Annotated in this window: 18 protein-coding genes and 1 pseudogene; 5 read left to right on the top strand and 14 right to left on the bottom strand. The window is 60.4% G+C overall.

Going from position 1 to position 17,247, the window contains the following annotated elements:
• The first annotated feature begins 29 nt into the window (after nt 1-29).
• Nucleotides 30-293: a hypothetical protein gene (locus KGA89_RS18155; protein WP_223472197.1), complete on the top strand. Its 264-nt coding sequence runs from the start codon at nt 30-32 to the stop codon at nt 291-293.
• Between the two features lie 229 nt (nt 294-522).
• On the top strand, nt 523-2,547 hold the full coding sequence (locus KGA89_RS18160; RefSeq protein WP_223472198.1) for a DKNYY domain-containing protein: 2,025 nt from the start codon (nt 523-525) through the stop codon (nt 2,545-2,547).
• Here KGA89_RS18160 and KGA89_RS18165 read toward each other — a convergent pair.
• Both KGA89_RS18165 and KGA89_RS18170 read right to left on the bottom strand, forming a co-directional pair.
• Nucleotides 2,544-3,584, bottom strand: a complete 1,041-nt coding sequence (locus KGA89_RS18165; protein WP_223472199.1) for a zinc-dependent alcohol dehydrogenase family protein — start codon at nt 3,582-3,584, stop codon at nt 2,544-2,546. The genes KGA89_RS18160 and KGA89_RS18165 overlap by 4 nt on opposite strands.
• Before the next feature lie 118 nt (nt 3,585-3,702).
• A complete protein-coding gene (locus tag KGA89_RS18170; protein WP_223472200.1) occupies nt 3,703-3,891 on the bottom strand; it encodes a YceK/YidQ family lipoprotein in 189 nt (62 codons plus the stop codon).
• Nucleotides 3,892-3,898: 7 nt separating this feature from the next.
• Here KGA89_RS18170 and KGA89_RS18175 point away from each other — a divergent pair.
• Nucleotides 3,899-4,249: pseudogene (locus KGA89_RS18175) on the top strand (helix-turn-helix domain-containing protein); the annotation flags it as partial.
• 107 nt (nt 4,250-4,356) lie between these two features.
• Here the strand turns inward: KGA89_RS18175 and KGA89_RS18180 are convergent.
• The 12 genes from KGA89_RS18180 to nac form a co-directional block, all read right to left on the bottom strand.
• On the bottom strand, nt 4,357-5,190 hold the full coding sequence (locus KGA89_RS18180) for an ABC transporter substrate-binding protein (RefSeq protein WP_223472201.1): 834 nt from the start codon (nt 5,188-5,190) through the stop codon (nt 4,357-4,359).
• A 56-nt stretch (nt 5,191-5,246) separates the two neighbouring features.
• Entirely contained in the window at nt 5,247-5,975 is a 729-nt protein-coding gene (locus tag KGA89_RS18185) for an amino acid ABC transporter ATP-binding protein (protein ID WP_172831559.1), read from the bottom strand.
• Between the two features lie 23 nt (nt 5,976-5,998).
• On the bottom strand, nt 5,999-6,742 hold the full coding sequence (locus KGA89_RS18190; protein WP_043042323.1) for an amino acid ABC transporter permease: 744 nt from the start codon (nt 6,740-6,742) through the stop codon (nt 5,999-6,001).
• 6 nt (nt 6,743-6,748) lie between these two features.
• Nucleotides 6,749-7,450 (bottom strand): amino acid ABC transporter permease, encoded by a 702-nt coding sequence (locus KGA89_RS18195; RefSeq protein WP_223472202.1) that lies wholly within the window; start codon nt 7,448-7,450, stop codon nt 6,749-6,751.
• 119 nt (nt 7,451-7,569) lie between these two features.
• Nucleotides 7,570-8,322 carry an SDR family oxidoreductase gene (locus tag KGA89_RS18200; RefSeq protein WP_018609113.1) on the bottom strand — a complete coding sequence of 251 codons (753 nt, stop codon included), beginning with the start codon at nt 8,320-8,322 and terminating at the stop codon, nt 7,570-7,572.
• Between the two features lie 131 nt (nt 8,323-8,453).
• Nucleotides 8,454-9,221: a LamB/YcsF family protein gene (locus KGA89_RS18205; protein WP_223472203.1), complete on the bottom strand. Its 768-nt coding sequence runs from the start codon at nt 9,219-9,221 to the stop codon at nt 8,454-8,456.
• A 16-nt stretch (nt 9,222-9,237) separates the two neighbouring features.
• Nucleotides 9,238-9,642 (bottom strand): biotin/lipoyl-containing protein, encoded by a 405-nt coding sequence (locus tag KGA89_RS18210; protein WP_223472204.1) that lies wholly within the window; start codon nt 9,640-9,642, stop codon nt 9,238-9,240.
• A 12-nt stretch (nt 9,643-9,654) separates the two neighbouring features.
• A complete protein-coding gene (locus KGA89_RS18215) occupies nt 9,655-10,626 on the bottom strand; it encodes a biotin-dependent carboxyltransferase family protein (RefSeq protein ID WP_214510663.1) in 972 nt (323 codons plus the stop codon).
• The gene (gene pxpB, locus KGA89_RS18220; RefSeq protein WP_223472205.1) at nt 10,623-11,294 is read right to left on the bottom strand and encodes a 5-oxoprolinase subunit PxpB; all 672 of its coding nucleotides are present in this window, start codon (nt 11,292-11,294) and stop codon (nt 10,623-10,625) included. Before pxpB ends, KGA89_RS18215 begins: the two co-directional genes overlap by 4 nt.
• Nucleotides 11,291-12,643: an acetyl-CoA carboxylase biotin carboxylase subunit gene (gene accC / locus KGA89_RS18225; RefSeq protein ID WP_223472206.1), complete on the bottom strand. Its 1,353-nt coding sequence runs from the start codon at nt 12,641-12,643 to the stop codon at nt 11,291-11,293. Before accC ends, pxpB begins: the two co-directional genes overlap by 4 nt.
• Before the next feature lie 31 nt (nt 12,644-12,674).
• Entirely contained in the window at nt 12,675-13,103 is a 429-nt protein-coding gene (locus KGA89_RS18230) for an acetyl-CoA carboxylase biotin carboxyl carrier protein (protein WP_223472207.1), read from the bottom strand.
• A gap of 115 nt (nt 13,104-13,218) precedes the next feature.
• Nucleotides 13,219-14,124, bottom strand: coding sequence for a nitrogen assimilation transcriptional regulator NAC (nac, locus tag KGA89_RS18235; RefSeq protein ID WP_018609099.1), 906 nt, complete (start codon nt 14,122-14,124; stop codon nt 13,219-13,221).
• A gap of 311 nt (nt 14,125-14,435) precedes the next feature.
• On the opposite strand from nac, the gene KGA89_RS18240 reads away from it, so the two are divergent.
• Nucleotides 14,436-15,644: an aspartate transaminase gene (locus KGA89_RS18240; protein ID WP_223472208.1), complete on the top strand. Its 1,209-nt coding sequence runs from the start codon at nt 14,436-14,438 to the stop codon at nt 15,642-15,644.
• Between the two features lie 9 nt (nt 15,645-15,653).
• Nucleotides 15,654-17,198, top strand: a complete 1,545-nt coding sequence (locus KGA89_RS18245; protein ID WP_223472209.1) for an MFS transporter — start codon at nt 15,654-15,656, stop codon at nt 17,196-17,198.
• Nucleotides 17,199-17,247 lie beyond the last annotated feature (49 nt).

Consider the following 17,247-nt stretch of genomic DNA (forward strand, 5'->3'; position numbering starts at 1 on the left):
GGGGCACAGGACAAAACGGTAGGCCAGTCATGACAGAGATTTATTTGCTAATAGCGCACGGCACGGATCAGGGCGAAGCTTATGTCCTGGGCTGGTTTGACGACCGGAGCAAAGCCCGGGAAGTGGCTGAGCAGAAAGAATGGGAAGCGTACCGCGCCAGCCTGAAGGCGGAGCATCCATGGTCGAGCCACAAACCGCTGGCGCCGGACCAGACGGACTATCGCCGTTACTGGATCAAGACCATTTCAAAATTCGAGCATGTGCCGGTGCCAAGGTCCTTTGCAGTTCATTGATCACCACGAATGAATATTCAACGAAACGAGCGTTATCGGTAGCGGTCTAGACGATTAATCCCATCCGATGAGAGCGTTCTTATGTTGAAATTCCTTGGCGGTACCGTAGGCATCATTTTCCTGATTGGCTTGATCGTGGTGATTGCGCTGTTCAAGTTCATTTTCTGAGCGTGGCGGCGGCGACCATTGGCTTGGTGTTCCACCTCCCTGGAGAGCAGATCGCAATAACATGACAATCACAGGGACGGATAAGGCTGACTGGGAGCTGCTGCAGCTTGAATGGCATCAAGGTTTCGCCTTCGTCGACGGTGTGCTGCTGGGCGACGGGCAAGTGCCTGATGTGTACATCATGCTCAACCCTCAAGGCGCACGACCCGACGAGTTAGCACAATCTGCCAGCGCCGGGCACTATCCGCCCTCGCCCTTGCTGGCGGATCAGCCGGTTTGGCGACATCGACGCAACCCTTGGATCTTGCGCGACACGCTGCGCGATTACTACCTGCTTCCAGTCTACCGGGAGCGCCATGGCTATCACGTGCTGCAGGCCCTGCCGTTTCGTTTCGACAAGGGCCTGGAAAGCCTCGGCCACCAGTACTGGCGTGACGCAACCGGCGCCTATTGGTTAGGCGACTACGCGATCACCCAAATCCCCGAGGCACGCCCCGACAGCCTGGCCCTGTTGCCGGCGTCGCCAGCCTCGGTGAAGTCAGCGTCTGCCCTGTTCAGCGATGGTGTGCATCTCTTCCTGCAAGGGCTATTTATCGCCAATGCCACGGCGCGAGTGCGGTATTGCAACCACTCGTCCTATCGAGTGATCAACGATCAGGTCTACAAGGGCTTCAAGCCCCTGCACCAGAAGGACGGCACGCCGCTGCCGATCGCAAACCCGGACGCCTTCCAGATGCTCGCCCATCGCTGGGGCACCGATGGGCAGTCGATCATCGTGCAAGCGCAGCAAGGTTCGAGCATTTCATATGAATACTTCTACCGCATCGACAATGCCGACCTGGCGACCTTCAGCGTGCTTAACGAGCGCTACGCCAAAGACCGACACCGCGCCTATTACCTGACCGGCAAGAGCATTCGCTACGTTGGCGATTTCCACCTGCTCAAATGCTGGCAGCCAGTGTTTGATGAGTGCGGCCGCGTGGTCAGCGCCAGCGAACGCGAGCATGATTATTTTGCCGTGGACGACACATTCGTCTACGCCGCCGGAACCCGCTTGCGTGATGCCCACGGTCCGAGCTTTCGCCACTTGGGGTTCGACTATTACCGTGATCATCAGCACGTCTACAGGCGCCAGAAACGCCTTGATGTCGACGTGGAAAGCTTCGTAGTAACCCAGCTCTATCGCAATGACCAGGATTACTCGCCCGTGCTGGTCGGTGACAAGCACGGCCCGCTGGGCTCAGGCGGGATCATTGATGCGGCCATGCAAGGAGCGTGGGCTCCTTACTTCAAGGCCCATCCGCAGTTGGAGGGATATTGGTGGCACCGTCTACAGGCGGCCTTGCCTGAAGCATCGCAAACGCCTGCAGAAACCCTGCCCTTGCGTGCCATCGGGCAGGGTTTCGAGCTGGGCCGCCAAGTGTATTTCCATGGACGCGTGATCAACGGACTGGACGCGGCGAGTTTCAAACTGCTGGACACGCACTTGTGCGGCGATGCCCAGGGCTTGTATCTGATCCCGTTTCATAACGCCGAATCCGAGGTGCCTGAACGGTTTTCCCAGGAGCCCGCGGAGCATTTCCGCTCACTGGGTGCGCCCTACCTGACTGACGGTAAGACGGTGTTCTGTCACCGGATTTTTTACCATCCCCCGGAGCCGATTCGTAAGGCGCAAGCGGCCACGTTCGAGTCCTGCGGTCATGGTTGGGCCAAGGATCGGGATTCGGTGTATTACTACGGCGAGGCGAAAAAGCGGCTACATCCCTCGGATACCCGCATTCTCGGCACTTATGCCATCAGCCCTACCCTGATCTTCTCGGAAGGCAAGCCGCTGGATGTGGCGTTCACCCCCGATGAAGTCCGCGTGCCCCATCCCGACTTCCTGCAACTGGGCACGCGCAAGTTGTTCTGCCACCGACGCCCGCTGAGCGCCAAGCGGATCGACCTGACGACCCTCCAATTCCTGAATGAGCGCTACGCCCGTGACCAACATCGCATCTATCACTACGACGGTTATGCAACCCTGACCGAGGTCGACGAAGCGCATTATCGGGAATCGCTCGGCCAGCCGACGGCGAACGCCTAGAACTGCGTCACGACCGTCACCCCTGCCGTGTCAAACCGATCCATGTTCATGAGCGCATCAATGGATTGTTCGAGGCTGATGGTCTTGCCGACCAGTTTTTCAGGCGCCAGTTTGCCGGACGTGATCATCTCCATCATCGCGCCGTAACGGTGGGCCTGCATGCCATGGCTGCCACAGATCTCCAGCTCGTAGGCTATGACCTTGCTCATGGGGATTGCCGGCGTGCTGTGGTCGGCCAGCATCAAACCGACCTGCACATGCCTGCCGCGCCGTCTCAGATTATTGATGGAGTTGAAGCAGGTCGTTGGATGGCCCAGGGCATCCAGCGAAACGTGAGCGCCGCCCTTCGTAATCTCGAGCACTGCCCCGGTGACATCCGCCACTCGGCGTGCGTTGACTGTCGCGACAGCACCGAGCGACTGGGCAAGCTTGAGCTTATCGTCGGAGATATCGATGGCGATAACGTTCGCCCCGATAGCGTTGGCGATCATCACCGCGGACAACCCCACCCCGCCACAGCCATGAACCGCCACCCACTGGCCCGCCGAAACCTTGCCTTGATCGACAACCGCGCGGAACGAGGTGACGAACCGACAGCCCAGGCTCGCCGCCGTGGCGAAATCCATGTTTTCAGACAGCGCGACCAGGTTCAAATCCGCCTTGTGAATCCCCACATACTCAGCGAAAGAGCCCCAATGGGTGAAGCCCGGCTGAAACTGGCTGTGGCACACCTGCTGGTTGCCGCTATTGCATTCCGGGCACCCCCCACAGCCACCGACAAAAGGCACGGTGACGCGATCGCCCACCTTCCACCGAGTGACATCCCGCCCCACCTCCGCCACGATCCCTGCCAATTCGTGACCGGGCACGTGGGGCAGCCGGATGTCAGGATCATGACCTTTCCAGCCATGCCAGTCGCTTCGGCATACGCCCGTGCCCAGCACTTGAACCACGACACCATGAGGCTCAGGCGTTGGGTCTTCGACCGTCATCAAACGTGGGGGTTGGGAAAAGGCTTCGTAAACTACGGCTTTCATGAGGTTCCCTCTACTTTAGAAAAGCGCTATGCCTGAATCCGGGTTCGCGGACGGGCCTGGCCGCGAACCAACGCCAACAGTAACCACAAATCCCCCGATACGTAAAAATCTCTGTCGCTTAGAGGTTGCAGCTGTACCGGTATTCGAAGGGGAAGAATACGGTATCGACCACTAATGAAAACGGCGCGTCGATAAGCAAGAATGGGATCAGCTTTCCCTTGGACGTGCCCACCAGCCACCAGTCAAACCGCAGGCCAATGTAGGGGCATCGGTGCTTGTCGTAATCCACCCGCATCGCGGTGGCCATGCAGCCGTTGCAATCCCCATTCATCAACCCAGCGATCATGGCCCGGGGTAATACACTGGTCGCCAACCTCACCGCCTATATAGAAGCCTGTCTGCCCCATCCTCCCAGCGTTCCGAGCCTTGCGGCGTACGTGGGCATGTCTGAGCGAACGCTGTCCCGGCACCTTCGAAAAGCAACCGGCCTTTCAACCCAATATTTGATCCAGCGTGTGCAGCTGAACAGGGCCCGCGTGCTACTGGAAACCAGCAGACACTCCGTTGAATCCATCGCCGAGCAGGTGGGATACCAGGATGCCACGGCCCTGCGGCGACTTATGCGCCGCCTGTTGAACGCATCCCCAAGACAACTGCGCCAGTAAGATCCAGTTTTAACTCTCAAAAGCGAAAACCGCAGACATGAAAAAGCCCGACGCAGAACGCTCGCCGGGCTTTTTCGTCATTGCTCGGCAATGACGGTGTATCGGGTTTAAGGCAAAGGATCGAACTTCAAGCCGCTGAGGCTCTGCACTTTATCCTCGCGAACCATTTTGTACTCGGTGTTCGGGCCGATCCAGCGATCCCAGATCGCGTCGATCTCCCCGGCTGTTTCCATTGCCGCCAATGACTCGTTGACCTTGGCGAGGAATGCTGGCTCATCCCTGCGCATGCCCGCGCCAATCGGTTCGAGCGCCATCGGCTCCTTGGCAAGCGCCAGTTCCACGCCACTGGCCTTGGCTTGATTGACCAGTTTCAAAGCGGTCATGGTGTTGGTCACCAGGCCCACGACCTTGTTTTGCTGCAAGGCCATATAGGCCGAGCCGGTGTCCTGGAATGTTACCGGCGTGGCCCCGGCGATACGGATCGACTGCTCGGACGTCGAGCCTTTGGTGGAGCTGATGCGCTTGTCCTTGAAGAAGCTTTTCGGTTGACCGGCGTTGACCGCGCGCACCACCAGGGTTTCCTTGGCGATGTAGTACGGATCGCTGAACTGGATCTGTTCGGCGCGGGTCTTGGTGTAGGCCAGGTTGGCGAAGATCACATCGACGCGGCCCATCTTCACTTCAGGAATCCGTGCTTCAACAGACAGCGGTTTGAGCTCCAGTTCCACCCCCATTGTCTTGGCCAGGGCCTTGCACAAATCGACGTCCATCCCCACCAGTTCGCGGGTTTTCGGATCGGGTGCGGAAAAAGGCGGCACGTCAGCATACACACCGCAGCTCATGGACTTCTTGGCCATGATGTCGCTCAATTGATCGGCCTGGGCAACCGCAACAGCCAAAGGACCTAACGCCAGCGTGACAAACAGATGCTTCATACGCATGGAAAAACTCCTGGGATTGAAAAGTCTGATGGCAGAGGTAACAAAACCGCTGTGGCTCAATGGGCGCGCAGATCGGCGATAAATCGTTGCGCTCGGGGGTGCGAGGGTTGGTTGAAGAAGCTCTCGGGCGTGCTCTTCTCCAGAATCTGACCCGCGTCCATGAACCAGATGGTGTCAGCCACTTCACGGGCAAAATTCATCTCGTGAGTCACGCACATCATGGTCATTCCATCCTTGGCCAAACTCTTCATGACGTTCAGCACCTCCCCGACCATTTCCGGGTCGAGTGCACTGGTGGGTTCATCGAACAGCATTACCGGCGGCTCCATCGCCAGTGCCCGAGCAATCGCCACCCGTTGCTGTTGACCGCCGGACAACTGCGCCGGATAGGCGCCAGCCTTGTGCGCCAGCCCTACCCGTTCAAGCAATGTCATGGCCTGCTGCTTCGCGGCCGAGCCTTTCAGACCGCGAATTTTGCTCGGCGCCAAAGTGATGTTTTCCAACACCGACAGGTGCGGAAAAAGGTTGAAACTCTGGAACACGAAACCCACCCGACTGCGCAGCCGGTTGATGTGCGCGTCAGTGCCATGCACGTCCTGACCGTCGAACAGGATCTGGCCCTTCTGAATGTCTTCCAGGCGGTTGACCGTGCGGATCAGCGTCGACTTGCCGGACCCTGACGGACCACACAACACCACCACCTCGCCGGGTTTCACCTCGGCGGTGATGTCGGTCAGTGCGTGGTACTCGCCGTACCATTTGTTGATGTTCGAAAACATGATCATTGGATGCATGGACGCAACCCTCTTCAATTATCGATGGCCAGCAAGGGGTCGGCAGCCACGGCCGGACCACCGTTGCCCAGACGCTTGCGAGCGATACGGCGCTCCACCCAGCCGGCCAGATGGGTCAGGCCAAAACAGAGCAGGTAGTAGATGATCGCCAGGATAAAAAACACCTGGAACGGCTTGGTCAGTAGCTGGTTATTGACCTGGTTGGCAGCGAAGGTCACTTCCTGGACGTTGATCACGTAGCCCAGCGAGGTTTCCTTGATGATCGAGATGAATTGGCTGATCAGGCTCGGCAGCGCGTTGTAGAGGGCTTGCGGCAGGATCACCCAGATCGTCGTACGCAGGTAACCAAGACCCAGTGCCCGGGACGCTTCGTACTGACCCGCCGGCAGCGCCTGAATGCCGCCACGAATGATTTCGCACAGGTAGGCGCTCTGGTAAATCACCAACGTGCAGAGCATGGTCACGAACCCGGTGATGTTGTGGCCGATCAACAACGGCACCAGGAAGTAGGTCCAGAAAATCACCATCAGCAGCGGAATACCGCGTAGTACATAGACCCACACCGTGGCCGTCCAACGCAGGCCCTTCCACGGCGAAACCCGTGCCAGCGCCAGCAGCAAACCGAACGGGAATGCCAACAACAGTGCCAGCGCCGCCAGGATCAAGGTGCTGGCCAAACCGCCCAAGGGGCCATGCGGGTATTGGCCGATCAGGAACAGCGTCCAGTTGTTTTGCACAATCGAGAAAAGATCGAACATGCTCATCTACCTCGCCAGCGCTTTGTTGAAGCGCCGCGCCAACAATGCGCCGAGCCCCATCAACAGCAGTGAAAAGACCAGGTAGAACACCGTGGCAACCAGGTAGGACTCGAACGTGCGGAAGGTGTAATTCTCGACTTCGCGGGTGGCGTAGGTCAGTTCGACCACGCCGATGGCCATGGCCAGGCTGGTGTTCTTGAACAACAGCACGGTGTGGTTGATCAGCGAGGGCAGGCAATTACGCACGCTCTGCGGCAGGATCACGTAGCGCATCGAACGCACATAACCCAGCCCCAGTGCTCGGGATGCTTCGGTCTGCCCCGCCGGAATGGCACGCAAGCCACTGCGGATGTCTTCACAAAAATACGCGGCCTGACACAACCCCAAGGCAATCACCGAGAACAGGTATTCAGTGCTGTAGTTGGCCAGCCACAACTGAGTGGATTCGCTCAGCAGCGTCGGCACACCGAAGTACCACAGCATCAATTGCACCAGCGTCGGCACGTTGCGGTGATAAGACACGTAACCGGCCACCAGACGATCAGCGAGCTTGTCGCCGGTCAGGCGAACGGTCACCAGCAACAGCGCCAGGGCCATTGCCAGCAGCCAGGCGAACAGCGCCAGTTGTAGAGTCGTTTCGATGCCCTTGACGATCAGCTCGGCATATTCGCCTTGCAGAACCGCGGCCAAATCGAAGTCATGCTTCATGATCAATCCCTACGGGCATTGGGCTAGGGCAGAATTGATAAGCGTCTGGCGAGCCATGACGTGAGTACCGCGTGACGGATTGATCCGTTCTTCTGGGGGGCGTCCGTTGCCAGGAAATCTCAGCCCTGGTAATCCTGTGGGCGAGCCGTGGACAGACCGCCGGGCACTTGCAGGGTCGGGGTGATTTCCATGTGCCCGACGTTCACCGCAACCGGGGCGGCGATGGCAAACGCGATGGCATCGGCGATGTCCTTGGCCTGGGGCAGCTCGAAGCCTTCGACGAAGCGCTTGTAGGTCTCTTCGGAGTCGCCATGGACATGGGCAAAAATGTCGGTGGCCACGCGGCCCGGGCAGATCTCGGTGACCCGCACCCGCTTGCCGAAGGCGTCGATACGCAGTTGCCGCGAGAGCATGCTCACGGCGGCTTTCGTCGCGTGGTACGTGGAGTTGCCGCCGAAGTTGTATGCGCCGGCAATCGAACTGATGTTGATGATATGGCCGCAATCACGCTCGACCATCCCCGGCAGCGCCAGGCGTGCCAGGTGCAGGACCGCCCGCAGGTTGACGTCGATCAGCAAGTCGATGCCTTCGGCGTCCGCCTTGAGAATCGAGCCCGGTTTATCGACACCGGCGTTGTTCACCAGAATGTCGAACTGCTGGGTTTCGAACAAACGGGTCAGCCCGGCCAGGTCAGTGACATCGATGGCGTGCGCGATACAGCCGGTCTTGGCCGCCAGTTCTTGCAGCTTGTCGGCGCTGCGGGCCAATGCGTGTACCTGCACGCCTTCCTGACACAGGCGTTCGACGACGGCGGCGCCGATCCCGGAAGAAGCACCGGTCACCAGCGCGGTTTTGTAATCTGAAAATGGCATGAAGTTGTCCTCGTATTACGTGTGCGGATCACTCGGTGATCGCGATGACTTCGACTCTATCCAGCCCTGAAGCCGTGGACCAAGACGGAATGACTGTGTGGCAATAAGCCCTGCTTATGACCGTGCAACCGTTACGCCAACAGCTGCGAAATGGGTGTGATGCAACCACCCGCCAGCTCGATTTCTCGACGGATGGTGCGGGCCAGTTCGACGGCGCCAGGCGTATCGCCGTGCAACAGGATCGAATGCGCCGTCACCGCGATGTGCTTGCCGTTGAGTGTGGTCACGGTACCCTCCTCCAGCAACTGTCGAACCCGCTGCAGCACGTCTGCCGGTTCCTTGATCACCGAGCCCGGCACCTTGCGCGGCACCAGCAGGCAGTCATCGTCATAGGCGCGGTCGGCCAGAAACGTGGTGGCGACCCGCAACCCACATTTGTCAGCAGCGTTTTCGATGGCCCGACTGCTCGATGAGCTGATAATCAGCGTCGGATCGAACGCCTCCACCGCACGGACCAGGGGCTCAGCCAGTGCCGCGTCGGCTGCGACCATATTGCCCAGCGCGCCGTGAAAGCTCATGTGGGTCATACGATGGCCATTGACCGCCGCCATCCCGGCCAGCGCGCCAAGCTGATAAACCACATAGGTCGCCAGCTCCTTGAGCTCGATGTTCATCTGCCGCCGGCCGAAGCCCATCAAATCGGGGAAGCCCACATGAGCCCCCAGATCGATGCCCCCGGCCTTCGCCAGACGCACGGTGTTGTCCATGATCAGCGGGTCGCCGGCATGGAAACCACACGCCACGTTGGCCGATGAGATCAGGCTCATCAACGCTTCATCTTCCCCCATGCGCCACGGACCGAAACCCTCGCCCAGGTCAGCGTTCAAATCGATTTTCATCACTTGCCCTCGCTCGTCATGCCGCATCCAGGCGCATGAAAGCCTCTCCATAACCGACGGTCGTGCCACACGCCGTCAACACCGCAGCCAGCCGTCCGGTCTTCTGGCTGCGGACCGGCAACAGCAGATCGCCGACTTGCAACAACGCCACCAGTTGCCCTTGCTCCACTCGACTGCCGACCGATACCAGCACCTCGTTCTGTTGCGGATGCGTTAGCAACAACTGGCCCAGGCCGGGGCTCTTCAACAACAATTCATCTGTAACCTTTGGCGCCATGGGTGTTGCGATTTGAATGGGCGCTACCACCTCGTCGACGCAGCGCTTGAGCAGTAGACGCAGCCCCGGACGGCGGATTTCTGCGCCGGCCAGGTGGGTCTCCTTGAGCCACACCGCCAACTGGCGGATTTCCTGATTTGTCATGGTCGAATGTCCTTAACGCGAGGCCATCCCGTGAAGATCGACCAAGCGGCTGACCTCCGCGAGATAGCGCGAATTATCTTCCAAGGCCGCAACGGCTTCGGCATAGCTGCACTCGATAAACCGCACCTTGCTGCCAATCGGCGCCTGACCCAAGCGCCACAGATCGGCCTCGATCACCGTGCCGAATTTCGGGTAACCGCCGCTCGGTTGCGCGTCACGCATCTGAATGATCGGCTGGCCACCGTGGGGCACCTGAATCACGCCGGGGACGATGCCGTGGGAACGGACTTCCATCGGCACCTTGGGCAAGATCGGCGCGCCTTCGAGCCGGTAGCCGTAGCGGTTGCTCTGGGTCGTGACCTTCCACTCGCCCGCCCAGAACGCCACACGGGATTCGTCCAGAAAACACTCGTATTCGGCCGCAGGCAGGACGCGCATGGCCGGTAATCCATCGAGTTGCAACGCCAGCGCCTGATTCGGGGACACGACGCCGAAATCCGTAGGCAGTGCACTCAGGCCTGGACGCAGCGCTGCAACCCGGTCGCCCTGCTGCAAGGCTCGCCCCTGTAGGCCTCCGAATTCACCGCGTAATTGAGTGCTGCGCGAACCCAGCACCTGCGGCACGTCGACACCGCCAGCCAGGCATAGATAAGCGCGGCTGCCGGAGGTCGGAAAGCCGAGGTTCAACACCTGGCCTTCCCGCGCCTGCGTCACCCAGGATGGCGGCAATGGCTGGCCGTCGAGGGAGGCCTCGCAAGCCGCGCCGGTCACCGCAAAGGCGCAGTCTTGAACAAACCGCACATCGAATGGGAACAGCGGGATTTCGATGGCCGCTGCGCCCTCGGGATTGCCCAGCAGCAGATTGCCCAACGCCAGCGCCAAATGGTCCATCGCACCGGAGGTTCCCACCCCGTAACCGAGGCTGCCAAAGCGGCCGAAGTCCTGCACCGTGGCCAGGGCGGTGGCCGATAAAATCTCGATCATCGAATGATCCTCTCGATGCGCAAGCGCAACATGTCGCCCGGCCTGAGCATCGCCGGAGGGTTTTGAGTCGGGTCAAAAAACACCATCTCGGTGCGGCCGATGGTGTTCCAGCCACTGGGGCCGGCGGAGGCGGAGACGCCGGTCTGCACCCCGCCAATCGATACCGAGCCGGCGGCTATGCTGATCACCGGCACTTGGCGTCGTGGCGTGGCCAGGCGCGAATCCATGCCGCCGAGGTAGCAGTAACCGGGATGGCTGCCCAAGGCATATACCGGGTACAACGGCTCGCAATGCAGATTGGCGATGGTCTCGATGTCCAGCCCGGTGTGCGCCACCACATCATTGATGTGCGGGCCGAACTCGCCACCGTAGACCACCGGCAATTCAACGATTCGACCTTCCAGTGGCAATGGCCGACTGGCCTCCCACGCCTCCTGCAATCGCTCGCACAACCCATTGATGTCGCGTGGCGGCTTGATGAAAGTCAGCATCAGGTTGTTCATGCCCGGAACCGCTTCATGGATCTCGGCCCACTCCCCGGCCTGCAAAGCCAAGCTCCAAATGCGTTGTTGCGGCGCTAGATCGAGTTCGCCCGGCGCCTCGAATAGCAAGGCCGTGGACCCCAGCAGGCTGATGTGCGGACGCGGCGATACAGATGCTGTGTTCATGTCGTACTCCGTTGTTGCAACCAGCGCTCCAGGTGATGAATGTCCACGCCGCCAGCACAGAAGGCCGGGTCGTCAAGAATGTCCCGGTGCAAGGGAACATTGGTCGAGATGCCCTCCACCACCAGCTCACTCAAGGCCAGGCGCATGCGGGCCATGGCCTCATCGCGCGTCGCGCCGTGGGTAATGACCTTGGCCACCATCGAGTCGTAATACGGTGGCACCCGATACCCGGTGGTGACGTGGGAGTCGACCCGCACACCGAAGCCACCGGGAACTTCCCAGCGCTGGATCAACCCCGGCGTGGGCATAAAGGTGATCGGGTCTTCAGCGTTGATCCGGCATTCCAGTGAGTGGCCATTGAGCTGGACGTCTTGCTGGCGCAGCTCCAGCACTTCGCCACGGGCCATGCGCAATTGCTGTTGGACAATATCGATGCCAGTGGTCATCTCCGTCACCGGGTGTTCGACTTGCAGCCGGGTGTTCATCTCGATGAAGAAGAACGCGCCGTCCTCGTACAAAAATTCGAAGGTGCCGACGCCGCGATAGCCGATCTGTCGGCACGCGGCGGCACAACGTTCACCGACCCTGGCGATCAGTTCCGGATCGATCCCGGGGGCCGGCGCTTCTTCCAGGACTTTCTGGTGCCGGCGCTGCAACGAACAATCGCGGCAACCCAGCCAGATCGCATGCCCATGGGCATCGCACAACACCTGGATTTCCACGTGCCGTGGATGGCCAAGGAACTTCTCGATGTAGAGTTCCGGATTGCCGAAGGCCAGCCGTGCTTCTTCGCGGGTCAGGGCGATGGCATCGAGCAGTTCGCCCTCTTCTTTCACCACGCGCATGCCGCGACCACCGCCACCGCCGGCCGCCTTGACGATAACCGGGTAACCGATTTCCCGAGCGATGGCGAGGATGCTCGCATCGTCGGTGGGCATCACTGAATCCGGTCCGGGGACGCAGGGAACACCGGCTTCACGCATCGCCCGTTTGGCCGCGACCTTGTCGCCCATCGTGCGAATGCACGCCGCGCCAGGGCCGATGAAAGTCAGTCCTGCGTTTTCTATACGCTCGGCGAACCCGGCGTTCTCTGACAGAAAACCGTAACCCGGATGAATCGCCTGAGCGCCGCTGACCTTGGCCGCGAACAGCAGCGCCGTCTGGTTCAGATAACTCTGGCTCGGTGACGCCGGTCCGATGCACAGGGCCTGGTCAGCGCTTTGCACATACTGGGCGTGACGATCAGCCTCAGAGTGCACGACCACGGTTTGTATCCCCAGGCCATGGCAGGCTCGCTGAATGCGCAGGGCGATTTCGCCACGGTTGGCGATCAGCACTTTGTCGAACATTGAATTCACCTGAAAGAGGATGGGCTTGGGATCAGTCGAGACGGAACAGCGACTGTCCGGCTTCGACTTCGTCGCCACTGTGGGCAAGGATCGCGGTGACCCGACCGCCGATTTTTGCCTTGACCGGATGGAACATTTTCATCGCTTCGAGGACCGCCAGGGTTTGCCCTGGTTCGACCTGATCGCCGACCGCGACAAACGGTGCCTCTCCTGCTGCGGGCGTCAGGTGCAGGACGCCATACAGGCTGGCCCTGATCTCGGTGGCGGCCATCGCCAGGGTGCCTGGTTTGGGCAAATCCGCGGTCGGTGTCGGCCAAGGCTCTGCCGTCGACTCGGTCGTCACGACCTTCCCTGCCTGTTTGAAAAGGCGAATCGTACTGTCGCCTTCAGTCAGACTCAGTTCGAGCAGATCGGATTCGGCGAGCAAATCGATCAACCCCTTGATGCGTTCTGAATCCATGCGTGAGCCCCTGCCTGTCGAGCATGTCTTAAGTGGATGGGGTCAATGTAGCGAGCCCTTCCAGCGGCGACCAAGACGCTTTGGCTTTGGGGTGATAAGCCGTCCTTATGACCGTTCAGATCAAGCTGCCGCGCATCTCCGCGACCAGTTCCAGCAGGATTGCCTTGACCGCTTGAGCCGGCACCGACAGCGGCAGATGCCCGGACAGACACAGCGCCAGGGGCGCCTCGATTTCAGGCTCGACAATTCGGCACATGTGCACCGACGTGGCCGCGACCATCACCCGCGCCGAGGATTCGGGCAGGATGGTCGAGCCAAAGTGCTCGGCGACGGCGGCGGTCAACGTGATCGATGATTCGATTTCCGCCACCACCCGCGCGCTCAGGCCAATGCGCTGGAAAGCTTCATCCGCCAGTCGCCGCATGACGTTGTAGGGACGCGGCAGGAGCATGTCCATGTCCGCCAGTTCGGCCAGTGGGATCTCTTCGAGAGAGCTGATCGAAGGATCGGCACTCACCAGATAGAGGTGCTCGCGCAGCAGCGAGACGAAGCTCAAGCCATGGACTTCGCGCCCGCCATAGAGCACGGCCATGTCCATCCGGCCGTTCATGATCAACTCGCTCAAGGTGGTGCCGAAGTTTTCGTTGAGGTACAGCAGAATGCCCGGATGGCGTTCGCGCACCCTGCGCAGCAGCGGCAGTGACAGCGTCGATGCCGCAGTGCCTGGCGCCAGGCCGACCGAGACCTGCCCGGACAACGCCTGCCCCGTGGCATTGATGTCACTCTGCGCCTGTTCGCATTGACGCAGAATGATCTGGGCATGCCCATAGAGCACCTTGCCTGCTTCAGTCGGGGTAACGCCGCGCTTGGTCCGAATCAGCAATTGTTGCTGCAGCTCCGCTTCCAGCGTGGCCAGTTGCTGACTGAGTGCCGGTTGCGCGACATGCAGCACGTCAGCGGCCTGGGTCATGCTGCCGATATCGACGAGTTTCACGAAATACTTCAAACGGCGCAGGTTCACGGTGGCGGTGCTCTTGCTCGAAAAAGGAAGACAGCCCATAGGCTTTAGCAAGAGCCAGGCCAGCCCCGACACGTCGCGCGCGGGGTTAACGGCAAGACCCGAACCATAAGCCTTTGCTATGGCTGGATCGTAGTGGCCGTGAATGACACCCGCCACGGGCAGCCAGGCTTGATCGCACCGCCTTGGTGCAACGGCTGTTCAGTTCCAACCATAAGCGATGCCTATCCGACCAGAACGATCTCATCTTATGGCTGCCCGTGTAGCGACTCGTACTGTAGGGCCTCGTCAACGTCATCAACGAGGAACGACACGTGACCGCCTCCCGCATCGCCGCCCGTGTGCTACGCATCAAGCCGTCCCCAAGCAGCGCCGCTTCCGACCGTGCAAACGAACTTCGCCGGCAGGGCAAATCCATCATCAATCTGGTGGTCGGCGAGCCGGATTTCGATACTCCGGCGAACATTCGGCAAGCGGCCAACGCCGCCATCGAACGTGGCGAAACCCGTTACACGCAAAATGCCGGAACCCCGGAACTGCGGCAGGCCATCGTCGGCAAGCTGGCACGGGAAAACGGCCTGACTTACGCGGCGAATCAAATCCTGGTCACCAGCGGCGCGAAGAGTGCGATCTTCAATGCCTTCGCCGCCACCCTTGGCGCGGGCGATGAAGTGCTGATTCCGGCACCGTACTGGGTGTCGTACCCGGATATGGTGCTGGCCTGCGAAGGTGAACCGGTCACCCTCGCCTGCCCGGAAGAGCACGCTTTCAAGCTGACCCCGGAGCAACTGCGCGGCGCGATCACCGAGCGTACTCGCTGGCTGCTGCTCAATTCACCGAGCAACCCGACCGGCGCCAGCTACAGCGCTGCCGAACTGCGCGCCCTGGCCGATGTGCTGCTCGACTATCCGCAAGTGTTGCTGATGACCGACGACATCTACGAACACATCCGCTACGAAGGCCTGGCCAATCCGCACATCCTTGCCGTCGAGCCGGCGTTGATCGAGCGCACCCTGGTGGTCAACGGTGTGTCCAAGACCTATGCCATGACCGGTTGGCGAATCGGCTACGCGGCTGGCCCGGCCGACCTGATCGGCGCCATGGCGACCCTGCAATCGCAATCGACCAGCAACGCTTGCTCGGTCAGCCAGGCCGCCGCGGTCGAAGCGCTCAATGGCGACCAGACTTTCGTCAAGTACAGCGTGGCGGTTTACCAGCAACGTCGGGATCGCTGCCTGGACCTGCTCAACGCCATCGATGGCCTGAGTTGCCGCAAACCCGATGGCGCGTTCTATCTCTATGTGAACTGCTCCGGGTTGCTGGGCAAATCAACCCCTCAAGGCAAGCGCCTGGACACCGATTACGACGTGGTCATGTACCTGCTGGAAAGCCAAGGTGTGGCGGTGGTGGCTGGTACCGCGTATGGCCTGGCACCGTTCTTCCGGATGTCGATTGCCACCGACATCAAGACCCTCGACGAAGGTTGCTCGCGCATTGCTGCTGCCGTTGCAGCGTTGAGCTGAGGACCGACGATGGCCGTGGCGACCCACCCTCCCCTGAGCTTCAAACAGGCCCTGCTGGCGATGCTCGGCATCTCGTTGGTGCTGATGCTCTCGGCGCTCGACCAGACGGTGATCGGCAACGCCTTGCCAAGCATCGTCGCCGAGCTCAAGGGCTTCGAGCTCTACGCCTGGGTTGCCACGGGCTACATGCTGGCATCAATCGTCACTATCCCGATCTTCGGTCGATTAGGGGATTACTACGGGCGCAAGCCCTTCGTGATCGCCGCCACGCTGATCTTCACCCTGGCGTCACTGGCCTGCGCGTTGGCCAGTGGCATGCTGTTGCTGGTGATCGGCCGCGCCTTGCAGGGTGTCGGGGGTGGCATGCTGATCGGCACGGCGTTCGCCTGCATCCCGGAACTGTTTCCCGACACCCGACAACGCCTGCGCTGGCAAATGTTGCTGAGTGCCCTGTTCAGTGTGGTCAACGCTATTGGCCCGGGATTGGGTGGCTATCTCACCGGAGCGTTTGGCTGGCGCTCGGTGTTCTACCTCAATCTGCCGCTGGGTTGTCTGGCGCTGTTCTTCGCCTGGCGCTACCTGCCTTACTACCGCCCTCAACAACCGACAAAAATCAGCCTCGACTGGCCCGGAGCATTGCTGATTGCCCTGGCGCTGGGAAGCCTGCAACTGTTCGTCGAATGGCTGGGGCATTCCAGCCTGATGTTGAGTGTGGCGCTGGGCTTGTCCTGCTTGGCTGCAATCGGTGCATTGTGGTTTTGGGAGCGACGCTGCCAGCACGCACTGCTGCCCTCGGCATTGCTCAGACTACCGAGCATGCGCCTGCTGTTTCTGCTGTCGGTGGCGGCCGGGGCGATCATGTTTTCGCTGCTGTTCTATCTGCCGTTGTTACTGCAAGGCAGCTATGGCTACTCGCCGCAGGATGCAGGGCTGTTGATCACCCCACTGGCACTGAGTATCACGCTGGGGGCGATCGTCAACAGTCGCATCGTCACTCGCCTGCACAATCCAAACTGGTTGCCGCTGGGAGGGTTCGTCGCGCTGTTGCTGGCTTGCCTCAGCCTTGCCATTGCCGGACGCGACGCATCTTTCAACCTGTTGCTCGGTTTGATCCTGCTGGCAGGTCTTGGCTTGGGTTTCATTCTGCTTAACCTGACCGTCTTCACCCAGACCCTCGCCGAGCGGCAGTTTCTGGGGATCGCCACGGCGCTGACGCAATCCTTGCGACTGGTGGGTGGACTGCTCGGAACCGCCTCGATGGGCGAGCTGGTCAACCTGCTTTACAGCACCAACCTGCAACGACTTTTTATCGCCCAAGGGCACGCTGACGGGCTGGCGTTGTATGCCGACCCGCAGGTCCTTTTACGCCCCAATGCCGCCCTGCTCGAACATCCGCAATGGCTGAACCTGGCCCGTGATGCCCTGGCCCAGTCGGTAGGCGTCGGCCTGCTGCTGTGCGCCGGCATCGGCGTGCTGGCGCTGTTCATTCTGTACCGCTTGCCGCCCGTGAGGCTGAACGTCTTGCCGGCCACCGTCGCTCCTGAAAAACAATAAAAACCTTTACTGCCGCCTTTGACTGCCTCTCACAACATTCGACAACTCA

The organism is Pseudomonas sp. A-RE-22 (assembly GCF_019956035.1).
In the GTDB taxonomy this organism is placed as follows: domain Bacteria; phylum Pseudomonadota; class Gammaproteobacteria; order Pseudomonadales; family Pseudomonadaceae; genus Aquipseudomonas; species Aquipseudomonas brassicacearum.